Source organism: Streptomyces sp. NPDC045701 (genome assembly GCF_056432045.1).
The window spans coordinates 1-12,916 of record NZ_JBWKJV010000047.1; the positions used below are offsets into that span (position 1 = coordinate 1).

Here is a 12,916-nt window from a genome sequence, read left to right on the forward strand (position 1 = left end):
CTGCACTGGTCACTCTGGCGAAGACTCAGCCAGACACGCGCCCGCAACAGTCACTACAAACAACGCGGACACACTCCCTAACTGTGATTGCAGTATCTTGATGCAAATGGTTACAAGAGCGTACGAAACGGTCTCACGACAAGCGAATGTCGCCCACATGGCGTGTATGTTCCGGGGCCGAGAGCCTTGGAAGGGACCAAACCGGTGAACAAGAAGCTTGCGGCCGCACTGTCCGGCGGTGCGGTACTGGTGCTCGCCCTGTCGGGCTGCAGCAGCGACGACGAGGGCGGCGAGAACAAAGTGGACGCCTGGGCCAAGAAGGTCTGCGACCAGGCGCAGCCGCAGATCCAGAAGAGGGCCAACGCCCAGCAGACCATCATCTCGACGGCGGCGGACGGCAAGCCCGCCGACATCCAGGCCGCCGACTCGAAGGCCTTCCAGGACATCGCCGACGCGGACAAGGCGCTCGCCAAGGCGGTGCGGGACGCGGGCGTACCGCCCGTCGACAGCGGCGAGAAGCTCCAACAGGACGCGGTCAAGGAACTCAACGCCACGGCCACGGCGTACGAGGGCCTGAAGAAGCAGGTCGACGCGCTCGACCCGAAGAACCAGCAGAAGTTCGCCGACGGGCTGCAGAACGTCGCCGAGGGCCTGAAGAAGATCGAGAAGATGGACCAGGACGCGCTGGCCAAGCTGCAGTCCGGCCAGCTCGGCCAGGCGATGGCGAAGCAGCCGGGCTGCCGCAGGGCCGAGGCGTCGGTGTCGCCGACGATCCCGCCGGCCAAGCCGGGTCCGGACGCGTCCGCTTCGGCGAGCCCGGACGCGAGCGCATCCGCCTCGGCGGCCGCGTCCGCCTCGGCCGGCCAGTCGGCCCCGGCCTCCCCGGCCGCGTCCGCCTCCCGGTCCTCCTGACCCGTCCGTTCCTCCCGGTGACCGGTCCCGACCGGGCCACCGGGAGACGGGCCCGGCCCGGTTTCCCGCGATCGGGGGGCCGGGCCGTGCGCCGATTGTCAGTGGCGGCGGTCACAATGGGCAGGTGAGTACGACCAGCCTTACCGCCAGCCTCCCGGTGCCCGACCGCGCCGACCGCCTCCGCGACGCCCTGCTCGCCGCCGACTTCACCGCCGACGGCCTGCTCGAGCTGCTCGGCGCACCCGCCTACGCCGCGCTCGCCCGCAGTGAGACGGTCCCCGCCCTGCGCGCCACCCGGGCGGACGGTCCGCTCGCCACGCTCGTCCGCCTCTTCCTCCTCCAGCGGTCCGTCCCGCGCGATCGGGCCCGTGCGGTGCTGCCGCTCGAGGAGGCGGTCGCCGACGGGTGGGTGACGGAGGACGGCGACCAAATCCGCGCCACCGTGGACGTTCGGCCGTACGGCGGGCCCGAGGGCCAGGACTGGTTCATCGTCTCCGACCTGGGCTGCGCCGTGGGTGGCGCGGCCGGGGCGAGCGGCCGGGGCGAGGGCGTGGTCCTCGGCGTGGGCGGCGCGTCCACGACGCTCGCCGGGATCACGGTGCGCACGCCCGTCGCCTCCGCCCTGGACCTCGGCACGGGGTCCGGCATCCAGGCGCTGCACGCCGTGCACCACGCCACGAGGGTCACGGCGACGGACCTCAACCCGCGGGCGCTGGAGTTCGCCCGGCTCACGCTCGCGCTGTCGGGAGCGCCGGAGGCCGATCTGCGCACCGGTTCGCTGTTCGAGCCGGTGGCGTCGGAGACGTACGACCTGATCGTGTCGAACCCGCCGTTCGTGATCTCTCCCGGTGCCCGCCTGACCTACCGGGACGGCGGGATGGGCGGGGACGACCTCTGCCGGTCGCTCGTCCAGCAGGCGGGTGAGCGGCTGAACGACGGGGGGTTCGCGCAGTTCCTCGCCAACTGGCAGCACGTGGAGGGCGAGGACTGGCAGGAGCGGGTGCGTTCCTGGGTACCGCGCGGGTGCGACGCCTGGATCGTGCAGCGCGACGTCCAGGACGTGACGCAGTACGCCGAGTTGTGGCTACGGGACGCGGGCGACCACCGCGACGACCCGGAGCGGTACGCGGAGCGGTACGAGGCGTGGCTGGACGAGTTCGAGGCGCGCGGCACCAAGGCCGTCGGCTTCGGCTGGATCACCCTGCGCAAGTCCGGTGCGGGGGATCCGTCCATCGTCGTCGAGGAGTGGCCGCACCCGGTGGAGCAGCCGCTCGGCGAGGCGGTACGGGCACACTTCGCGCGCCAGGACTACCTGCGGACGCGTGACGACGCCGCGCTGCTCGCCGACCACTTCGTGCTGGCGCCCGAGGTGATGCAGGAGCAGGTCGGGCTGCCGGGTGCGGAGGACCCGGAACACGTGGTGCTCCGCCAGAACCGGGGCATGCGCCGCGCCACCAAGGTGGACGCCGTCGGCGCGGGCTTCGCGGGAGTGTGCGACGGGACGCTCAGCGCGGGGCGGATCCTGGACGCCATCGCCCAGTTGATGGGCGAGGACGCGGTCATGCTGCGGGACCGTACGCCGCAGGCGATCCGACTGCTGGTCGAGGAGGGGTTCCTGGAGCCCGCGGCGGAAGGCTGACGGGAGCCCGGCGCGGGGCGGGGCCGGGCGTTATGAGGGCGCAGGGGTGTGAACCGGCCAACATTCGCCCTGGTGCCGACATGTCCCGGCCCACCCGGTGGCGAGTGCGCGCCGCCCGGGTTCGCAGCGGCATCGGCCGGGCCCACGCTGCCGGGTGATCGGCTCCTCTGCATGAGGGCCCGTGTGGTGGCCGGCTCGGCCGGGACCGGCTTCCGTCGCGGCCCGTCGCCCGTGTCGGCCCCGGCCCCGGTGGAGTGCGGAGCGACCACGGGCCCCCGCCCCCGTACCCGCCGGCCGGCCACCGGTCCGGCGTCCGCCGCCCTGCCGGTCCCGGCGCCCCTGCGACTGTCGGCCATAACGTCTTCGGGCCGCCCCGGCAGCCAGTCCCGCCCGGTCCGGTCCGGGGCGCCGGACCGCCCCCCGACCCGGCGCCCGGCGCAGTCCCGGTCACGGCACCGCGCCCGCGACACCCGCCAGGCCCGCGCCCGACCGCCACACCCGCCCCGCCGCGGCACCCGCCGCACCGCCCGCCGGGCCCCGCCGGCGCCGCGCGGGTGAACACGCCACGCGCGGACCGTGCCGTTCACCCGCAATTCGCGCCCATGACGCCCGCAGGTGTCAGCCTCGCCCCTGGGGCAACCGGGAGATCATCGAGGAACGGGGTACGGGCATGGAGAGCGGACCGGCCATCTTCGCCGGCGCGGCCTTCGCGCTGTTCGGAGCGGGGCTGCTGCTGTGGACCGGGACACGCGCGCTGCACCGGGCGCCGGTCGCGCACGGCGTGAACCCGGCGGCGGCGATCACGTTCGCGGCCTCGATGGGAGCGGCGTTCGTGATCCTCGGCATGTGGTGCTTCGGCCGCGTCTGACAGCACCCCGGAATCGGGGGCTCCGGGACTTGAGGGGAGTCCGGGCGGCAGGAATGCCCGGACTCGGGTTACCGTTCGAGTGGCCGTTGCGGTCTTTTGCCGTTTGACACGGGGGCGGGTTGTACCGTCACACTCCGCAGCGACAGCAGCGTAAGCAGCGTCAGAGCACGGCGTCACGTCACAGCAGTGCGCAGTGCGCCAGCAGTGCTCGCGGTGGGACCACACCGCGCGGCACGCGCCACCGAGCGTCGACCGGAGAGAAGAGCGAAGTTGTCCCCGACCAGCGAGACCGCACAGGGCGGCCGCCGACTCGTCATCGTCGAGTCGCCTGCCAAGGCGAAGACGATCAAGGGGTACCTCGGCCCCGGCTACGTCGTCGAGGCGAGCGTCGGGCACATCCGCGACCTCCCCAACGGCGCCGCCGAGGTGCCCGAGAAGTACACCGGCGAGGTGCGCCGCCTCGGCGTGGACGTCGAGCACGACTTCCAGCCCATCTACGTCGTCAACGCCGACAAGAAGGCCCAGGTCAAGAAGCTCAAGGAGCAGCTGGCCGAGTCCGACGAACTCTTCCTCGCCACCGATGAGGACCGCGAGGGCGAGGCCATCGCCTGGCACCTGCTGGAAGTCCTCAAGCCCAAGGTCCCGGTCCACCGGATGGTCTTCCACGAGATCACCAAGGACGCCATCCGGGCCGCCGTCGCCAACCCGCGCGAGCTGAACAAGCGCATGGTCGACGCCCAGGAGACCCGCCGCATCCTCGACCGCCTGTACGGCTACGAGGTCTCGCCGGTCCTGTGGAAGAAGGTCATGCCCCGGCTGTCCGCCGGCCGGGTGCAGTCCGTCGCCACCCGCCTCGTCGTCGAGCGGGAGCGCGAGCGCGTCGCCTTCCGCTCCGCCGAGTACTGGGACCTGACCGGCACGTTCGCCACCGGCCGCACCGGTGACGCCTCCGACCCGTCGAACCTCGTCGCCCGCCTGGCCACCGTCGACGGCCGCCGCGTCGCCCAGGGCCGCGACTTCGGCTCGGACGGGCGGCTGAAGGCGTCCTCCGGCCAGGTGCTGCACCTCGGTGAGGCCGACGCCCGCGCCCTCGCCGCCGCGCTCGCCGACACCTCGTTCAGCGTCCGCTCCGTCGAGTCGAAGCCGTACCGCCGCTCGCCGTACGCGCCCTTCCGCACCACCACCCTCCAGCAGGAGGCCAGCCGCAAGCTCGGCTTCGGTGCCAAGGCGACCATGCAGATCGCGCAGAAGCTGTACGAGAACGGCTTCATCACGTACATGCGTACGGACTCGACCACCCTGTCCGAGACCGCCGTCTCGGCGGCCCGGGCGCAGGTCACGCAGCTGTACGGCGCCGACTACCTGCCCGCCGCGCCCCGCGTGTACGCCGGCAAGGTCAAGAACGCGCAGGAGGCGCACGAGGCGATCCGCCCCTCGGGTGATCGTTTCCGCACCCCCGCCGAGACGGGTCTGACCGGCGACCAGTTCAGGTTGTACGAGCTGATCTGGAAGCGGACCGTCGCCTCCCAGATGAAGGACGCCGTCGGGAACTCCGTCACCGTCAAGATCGGTGGCCGCGCCGCTGACGGCCGGGACGCCGAGTTCTCCGCGTCCGGCAAGACGATCACCTTCCACGGCTTCATGAAGGCGTACGTCGAAGGCGCCGACGACCCGAACGCGGAGCTGGACGACCGCGAGCGCCGGCTGCCGCAGGTCGCCGAGGGCGACGCGCTGACCGCCGAGGAGATCACGGCGGACGGCCACGCCACCAAGCCGCCGGCCCGCTACACCGAGGCCTCGCTGGTCAAGGAGCTGGAAGAGCGCGAGATCGGTCGCCCCTCGACGTACGCGTCGATCATCGGCACGATCCTCGACCGCGGCTACGTCTTCAAGAAGGGCACGGCCCTCGTCCCGTCCTTCCTCTCCTTCGCCGTCGTCAACCTGCTGGAGAAGCACTTCGGCCGGCTCGTCGACTACGACTTCACGGCCAGGATGGAGGACGACCTCGACCGCATCGCGCGCGGCGAGGCGCAGGCCGTGCCGTGGCTGAAGCGCTTCTACTTCGGCGAGGGCGACGGCGCCGCCGGGCGCGCCGCCGAGGCCGGCAACGGCGACGGCGACCACCTCGGCGGCCTGAAGGAACTGGTCACCGACCTGGGCGCGATCGACGCCCGCGAGATCTCCTCCTTCCCCGTCGGCAACGACATCGTGCTGCGCGTCGGCCGCTACGGCCCGTACATCGAGCGCGGCGAGAAGGACGCGGAGGGCCACCAGCGGGCCGACGTCCCGGAGGACCTGGCGCCCGACGAGCTGACCGTCGAGCTCGCGGAGGAGCTGCTGGCCAAGCCGAGCGGCGACTTCGAGCTGGGTACCGACCCGGCGACCGGTCACCAGATCGTCGCCAAGGACGGGCGCTACGGCCCGTACGTCACGGAGATCCTCCCCGAGGGCACCCCGAAGACCGGCAAGAACGCGGTGAAGCCGCGTACCGCATCCCTCTTCAAGTCGATGGCCCTGGACACGGTGACCCTCGAGGACGCGCTGCGCCTGATGTCGCTTCCGCGCGTGGTGGGCACCGACGCCGAGGGCGTCGAGATCACCGCGCAGAACGGCCGGTACGGCCCGTACCTGAAGAAGGGCACCGACTCGCGCTCGCTGGAGAACGAGGAGCAGCTCTTCACGATCACGCTGGACGAGGCGCTGGCGATCTACGCCCAGCCGAAGCAGCGTGGCCGCGCGGCCGCCAAGCCCCCGCTGAAGGAGCTGGGCACGGACCCGGTCAGCGAGCGCCCGGTGGTGGTGAAGGACGGCCGGTTCGGCCCGTACGTCACGGACGGCGAGACGAACGCGACCCTGCGGACCGGCGACAGCGTGGAGACGATCACGCCGGAGCGCGGGTACGAGCTGCTGGCGGAGAAGCGGGCGAAGGCCCCGGCGAAGAAGACGGCCAAGAAGGCGCCGGCCAAGAAGGCGCCGGCGAAGAAGACGGCCGCCAAGAAGACCACCACGGCCAAGAAGACGGCCGCGAAGAAGACGACCACCGCGAAGAAGACGACGGCCAAGAAGACGGCCGCCGCGTCGAAGGCCCCGTCCGAGGACTGACCGGGCCGCGGGGCCGGGGCTCCGGACCTCCGGGAAAGCCGCTCCCGGAGCGGGAAGCCGGGGCTCCGGGCCGCTGCCAGCAGTTTCTCCGGACGGGGACGACTGGGTGTCACTCCGTCCGGATAGGCTGAGGGGATGACGCGAGCCGAGCAGCCAACGGTCTTGAGCCCCACCTCGGACTCCGACGCCGCACTTGCCGCGGACTCCCGCGAGCGCGCCGTACGGGCCCTGTTGCGCAACCCGCCGCTGAAGCGGTTGTGGAGCGCGCAGCTCGTCGGCGGCATCGGCGACGCCCTCGCCCTGCTCGTCCTGGTACTCCTGGCACTGCAGGCGGCGGTCGTCGAGGGCGCCTTCGGCGGCGGGTACCGGGGCGCGGCCTTCGCGGTCGCGGCGGTGTTCGGGGCGCGGATCCTGTCCACGCTCCTCTTCGGTGCCGTCCTGCTCGGTCCGCTGACGACGCTCACCGGCCCCAAGGGCCCCCTGGACCGACGCTGGACCATGGTCGGCGCCGACGGCCTCAGGGTCGCGCTGCTGGTCGTCGCGCCGCTGTGGATCGACTGGACACCCGGTGCGGCCCTCGCGTTCCTGCTGGGCACGGTGTTCGTGGCGGGTGTCGCCGAGCGCTTCTGGACCGTCGCCAGGGAGGGCGCGGCCCCCGCGCTGCTGCCGGCCCCGCCCCCGGAGGGCGCCATCGTGCGGCCCCTGCCGGACCGCATGGACGCGCTGCGGCGCCTGTCCCTGCGTACGGCCTTCGCCGCGATCCCCGCCGCCGCCGCCGCGCTCCTCGTCGCCACGCTGATCGGCAACCTGCTGGGAGCGGGCATCGACTGGTTCTCCGGCCACCAGGCGGCCCTCGGCTCGTACGTGGCGGCCGGACTGTTCGCCGCGTCCGTCTCCGTCCTGTACTTCCTGGAACTGCCCGACGCCCAGACCCCGCGCCCCCGCTCCCCGCTGGAGGGCCTGCGCCGCCCCTCGACCGGAACCGGCGTCGACAAGGGCCGTACGGGAGCGATACCGCTGCTCGTCCTCGCCTGCGCGGCCGTGGCCGCAGCCGTCGCCTCCGCCACCGCCGTCGCCGTCCTGCACGCCAGGGACCTCGGTGGCGGCCCGGTCGCGTTCGCGCTCCTCGTGCTGGCGCTGATCGGTGGCACGGGCCTCGGCATCCGCCGCGCCCCGTCGGTGCTGCCCGCCCTCTCCCGCCGCCGCATGCTGGCGCTGGCGACCGCCGTCACGGGCGTCGCGCTGCTCGCCCTCGGCCTGGTGCCCGACACGGCGACCGTGCTCTTCCTCGCGCTCGGCGCGGGCTTCACGGCCGGTGTCGCCGCCAATACCGGACACACGCTGCTGGACCAGGAGACCGAGGAGTTCCGGCGGCCTCGGCTCACCGAGCACCTCCACGCCGTCGTGCGGGTCTCCATCGCGCTCGGCGCGCTCGCCGCCCCGCTGCTCGCTGCCGCCATCGGCCCGCACCGGCTCGCCGGCGGCGACTTCGTCTTCGCCCACGGCGGCGCGGCGTTCACACTCATGCTGGTCGGCGCCCTGCTGCTGCCCGTCGCGGCACTCGTCCTGGCCAAGACGGACGACCGCTCCGGCGTGCCGCTGCGCCGCGACCTCCAGGACGCGCTGCGCGGCGGCGACCCCGTCCAGGCCCCGTCGAAGACCGGTTTCTTCATCGCCCTGGAGGGCGGCGACGGGGCCGGCAAGTCCACGCAGGTGGAGGCGCTGGCCGAGTGGATCAGGGCCAAGGGCCACGAGGTGGTCGTCACCCGCGAGCCCGGAGCCACCCCCGTCGGCAAGCGGCTGCGCTCGATCCTCCTCGACGTGTCCAGCGCCGGCCTGTCCAACCGCGCGGAGGCCCTGCTGTACGCCGCCGACCGCGCCGAGCACGTCGACTCGCTGGTCCGCCCGGCCCTGGAGCGCGGCGCGATCGTCATCTCCGACCGGTACATCGATTCGTCCGTGGCGTACCAGGGCGCCGGCCGTGACCTGTCCCCGACGGAGATCGCCCGTATGTCGCGCTGGGCGACCAGCGGCCTCGTCCCGCACCTGACCGTCCTGCTGGACGTCTCGCCGGAGACCGCGCGGGAGCGGTTCACGGAGGCGCCGGACCGGCTGGAGTCGGAGCCAGCGGAGTTCCACCGGCGCGTACGGGCGGGCTTCCTCGCCCTCGCGGCGGCCGACCCCGGCCGGTACCTGGTGGTGGACGCGGGCCAGGCGCCGGAGACGGTCACCACCGTCGTGCGCCACCGGCTGGACCAGATGCTGCCGCTCTCCGAGGCCGAGGTGCGGGCCATGGAGGCGGCGCGCAAGGCGGCCGAGGAGGAGGCCCGGCGCAAGGCCGAGGAAGAGGCGGCGCGCAAGGCCGAGGAGGAGCGCCTGGAGCGCGAGCGGCAGGAACAGCTCGCCAAGCTGCGCGCCGAGGAGGAGGAGCGCAAGCGCCGCGAGGAGGAAGAGGCGCGGCAGCGCGAGGCGGAGCGGCAGGCCGAGGAGGCCAGGCGGCGGGCGGAGGAGGCACGCCGGCTCGCCGAGGAGGAGCGGCGGCGCCGCGAGGCCGAGGAGAGGGCGCGCCGCGAGGAGCAGGAGCGGCTGCGCCGGCTCAAGGAGGAGCAGGAGCGGCTGAGGGCCGAGGCGGAGGCGCGGCGCCTGGAGAAGCAGCGCAAGGCCGAGGAGGCCCTGCTGCGCGCCGAGGAGGCGCGGAAGCTCGCGGAGGCGGCGGCCGCGGCCTCGGCGGCCGCGTCGGTGGCGGCGTCCGCCGTGGAGACGACGGTGCCCACACCGGTCGTCCACCCGGACCAGGAGACCCAGGAGGTCCCGATGCCGCGCGTCAACATGCGCAAGGACGACGAGGACACCGCCCTCTTGCCGCGCGTGCGGGACGCGGGCCCGGCCGACGACGAGACCACCGTTCTGCGAGCGGTACGCGACACCGGCCCGGCCGCCGACGAGACGGCCGTCCTCCCGCCGGTACGCGACACCGGCCCGGCCGCCGCCGGGCCCGCCGACGCCGAGGAGACCGCCGTCCTGCCGCCCGTCCGGGACGGAGGCCCCGCCGACCGCGTGCCACCGGGCTACTTCCGGGACGAGGAGACCGGGCCGGAGCGGACCCGGGAGCTGCCGCAGGTCGACGAGCGGGGCAGGCCCCGGCGCCGCTCGGACTGGGCGGAGGAGACCCCGCTGGACGACCTGCCGACCCTCGCCGACGAACTGCTCGGCCCGCACGACGACGAGGACCACGGGCGCGGCGGCGGCCCCCGCCGCTGACGGCCCCGCCGCAGGACGCCCCCGCGGACCCGCGCCCCCGCGGACACGCTGATCCGCGCTGCCGCGCCCCCGCGGGACCGGCGGCGTTCGCGGCGGCGTTGTCAGACCCCTCCCGCACAATGGGAAACCGGATCCACCGGACCGAAACGCAAGCAGGAAGGCGGTGACCCATGCCCGTGTGGGACGACCTGGTCGGCCAGGACCGTATCCGGGAGCAGCTCCGGGCCGCCGCGCGAGACGCCGACGCGCTCGTCACCGCCGACGCGGGCGGCATCGCGCCGCCCGAGGCGTCACAGATGACGCACGCGTGGCTGTTCACCGGCCCGCCCGGCTCCGGGCGCACCACCGCCGCCCGGGCGTTCGCCGCCGCCCTCCAGTGCGTCAGCCCCGACCGGGCGCTGGGCGGCGAACCGGGCTGCGGGTTCTGCGACAGCTGCCACACGGCCCTGGTCGGCACCCACGCGGACGTCTCGACGGTCGCCGCCGTGGGCACCCAGATCCTGGTCGACGACATGCGCGACACCGTCCGCAAGTCGTTCACGTCCCCGGCGAACGGGCGCTGGCAGGTCATCCTCGTCGAGGACGCCGAGCGGCTGAACGAGAAGTCGGCCAACGCCGTGCTGAAGGCCGTGGAGGAACCCGCCCCCCGCACGGTGTGGCTCCTGTGCGCCCCGTCCATCGAGGACGTCCTGCCCACCATCCGCTCCCGCTGCCGCCACCTCACCCTGCGCACCCCGCCGGTCGAGGCCGTCGCCGACGTACTGATCCGGCGCGACGGCATCGAGCCGGACGCCGCGTACGCCGCCGCCCGTGCCACCCAGGGGCACATCGACCACGCCCGCCGCCTCGCCACCGACGAGCGCGCCCGGGCCCGCCGGGCCACGGTCCTCAAGCTGCCCCTGCGCGTCGAGGACATCGGCGGCTGCCTCAAGGCGGCCCAGGAGCTGATCGACGCCGCGTCGGAGGACGCCAAGGAGGTCGCCGAGGGCACCGACACCAAGGAGACCGAGGAGCTGAAGGCCGCACTCGGCGGCACCCCCGGCGGGCGGATGCCGCGCGGCACGGCGGGGGCGATGAAGGAGCTGGAGGACAAGCAGAAGCGCCGCCGGACCCGTACGCAGCGCGACAGCCTGGACCTGGCCCTCGGCGAGCTGACCAGCTTCTACCGCGACGTCCTGGCCCTCCAGCTCGGCTCGGCCACCGCCCTCGCCAACGAGGACGTGCGGGACGCGCTGGACCGGGTGGCCCGCGCGTCCACACCCGAGGGGACACTGCGCCGGATCGAGGCGGTGCTCGCCTGCCGCGAGGCCCTGGACCGCAACGTCGCGCCTCTGCTCGCGGTGGAGGCCATGACCATGGCCCTGCGCGCGGGGTAACCCGTCCGGGTAGTCGCGGGCACACCGCGTGAGCGGGCGGCTACGCTCCGGGTATGGAATCAAGCCGTCTGCTCCGCACGTCCGCCGTCACCCTCTCCGTCTTCGGCCTGCTCCTCGCGGGCTGTACGGAAGCGGGTACGACACCGGCCGCCTCCGCCCCGGCCCCACCCTCGGCCGCCTCGGCCGAGCAGCTCAAGGCGTACTACGGCCAGCGGCTGACCTGGCGCGCGTGCGGCGTCCCCGGCTTCGAGTGCGCCACGATGAGGGCGCCGCTCGACTACGCCGACCCGGACGGGGAGCAGATCAAGCTGGCCGTGTCCCGGATCAGGGCCACCGGCCCCGGCAAGCGGCTCGGCTCGCTGCTGGTCAACCCGGGCGGCCCGGGCGGCTCGGCGGTCGGCTACCTCCAGGGGTACGCGGGCGTCGGCTACCCCGCCCCGGTCCGCGCCCGCTACGACATGGTCGCCGTCGACCCGCGCGGCGTGGCCCGCAGCGAGCCCGTCCGGTGCCTGGACGGCCCGCAGATGGACGCCTACACGCAGGTGGACCAGACGCCCGACGACAAGGGGGAGACCACCCGCCTCGCCGCCTCCTTCAAGAACTTCGCCGCCGGCTGCCGCAAGCGCTCCGGCCGGATCCTGCCGCACGTCTCCACGGTCGAGTCCGCCCGCGACATGGACATCCTCCGCGCGGTGCTCGGCGACGCACGGCTGCACTTCGTCGGCGCCTCCTACGGAACGTTCCTCGGTGCCACGTACGCCGAGCTCTTCCCCACCCGCACCGGCAGGCTCGTGCTGGACGGGGCGATGGACCCGTCGCTGCCCACGGCCGAGCTCAACCGCGACCAGACGGCCGGCTTCGAGACGGCCTTCCGGTCCTTCGCCGCGGACTGCGTCGCGCAGTCGGACTGCCCGCTGGGCACCGAATCCCCGGCCGCCGCGGCCGGCCGCCTCAAGGCGTTCTTCGCCCGGCTCGACACCGACCCGGTCCCGACCGGCGAGAGCCGTCCCCTCGGCGAGGCCCTGGCCACCACGGGCGTGATCGCCGCCATGTACGACGAGTCCGCCTGGCCGCGGCTGCGCGAGGCCCTCACCCGGGCGATGGACGGCGAGGGCTCCGCCCTGCTGGCCCTCGCCGACAGCTACTACGAGCGCGAGGACGACGGCACGTACTCGAACCTGATGTACGCCAACGCCGCCGTGAACTGCCTCGACCAGCCGCCCGCCTTCACCGGCCCCGCCCAGGCCGCCGCCGCGGTCCCGTCCTTCGAGAAGGCGTCGCCCGTCTTCGGCAAGGGCCTGGCCTGGGCGTCCCTGAACTGCGCCTACTGGCCGACCAAGGCCACCGGCACCGCCCACCGCATCCAGGCGGACGGCGCCGCGCCCATCGTCGTCGTCGGCACCACCCGCGACCCGGCCACCCCCTACAAGTGGGCGAAGTCACTCGCGGCCCAGCTCTCCTCCGGCACTCTGCTCACCTACGACGGCGACGGCCACACCGCGTACGGGCGCGGCAGCGACTGCGTCGACACCGCGATCAACACCTACCTGCTGGACGGCACGGTCCCCCCGCCCGGAAAGCGCTGCCGCTGACGCGTGTGCGAGGCACCCCCCGGACCTGTGTAGACTTGTCCCCGCTGCTGCACCCCCCGTGGGATCGCAGGGCGTGCCGCCTTAGCTCAGTTGGCCAGAGCAACGCACTCGTAATGCGTAGGTCTCGGGTTCGAATCCCGAAGGCGGCTCGGAATTACCCCAGGAC

General features: G+C 73.7%; 7 protein-coding genes and 1 tRNA gene. All 8 read left to right on the forward strand.

Annotated features, from left to right (window positions below; translation table 11 throughout):
- Window positions 1–204 precede the first annotated feature (204 nt).
- The 8 genes from AC07DW_RS29000 to AC07DW_RS29035 all read left to right on the forward strand — a co-directional run bounded on the left by AC07DW_RS29000 (window position 205) and on the right by AC07DW_RS29035 (window position 12,899).
- Window positions 205–912, forward strand: a complete 708-nt coding sequence (locus AC07DW_RS29000; protein WP_478860640.1) for a small secreted protein — start codon at window positions 205–207, stop codon at window positions 910–912.
- 124 nt (window positions 913–1,036) lie between these two features.
- A complete protein-coding gene (locus tag AC07DW_RS29005; RefSeq protein WP_478860641.1) occupies window positions 1,037–2,551 on the forward strand; it encodes a DUF7059 domain-containing protein in 1,515 nt (504 codons plus the stop codon).
- A 670-nt stretch (window positions 2,552–3,221) separates the two neighbouring features.
- Window positions 3,222–3,419: a hypothetical protein gene (locus AC07DW_RS29010; protein ID WP_478860642.1), complete on the forward strand. Its 198-nt coding sequence runs from the start codon at window positions 3,222–3,224 to the stop codon at window positions 3,417–3,419.
- A 270-nt stretch (window positions 3,420–3,689) separates the two neighbouring features.
- On the forward strand, window positions 3,690–6,521 hold the full coding sequence (gene topA, locus AC07DW_RS29015) for a type I DNA topoisomerase (RefSeq protein WP_478860643.1): 2,832 nt from the start codon (window positions 3,690–3,692) through the stop codon (window positions 6,519–6,521).
- A gap of 135 nt (window positions 6,522–6,656) precedes the next feature.
- Window positions 6,657–9,782, forward strand: coding sequence for a dTMP kinase (gene tmk, locus AC07DW_RS29020; RefSeq protein WP_478860644.1), 3,126 nt, complete (start codon window positions 6,657–6,659; stop codon window positions 9,780–9,782).
- Between the two features lie 170 nt (window positions 9,783–9,952).
- Window positions 9,953–11,158, forward strand: a complete 1,206-nt coding sequence (locus AC07DW_RS29025; protein WP_478860645.1) for a DNA polymerase III subunit delta' — start codon at window positions 9,953–9,955, stop codon at window positions 11,156–11,158.
- 53 nt (window positions 11,159–11,211) lie between these two features.
- Entirely contained in the window at window positions 11,212–12,750 is a 1,539-nt protein-coding gene (locus AC07DW_RS29030; RefSeq protein ID WP_478860646.1) for an alpha/beta hydrolase, read from the forward strand.
- Between the two features lie 75 nt (window positions 12,751–12,825).
- Window positions 12,826–12,899: transfer RNA gene (locus AC07DW_RS29035), tRNA-Thr, on the forward strand.
- Window positions 12,900–12,916 lie beyond the last annotated feature (17 nt).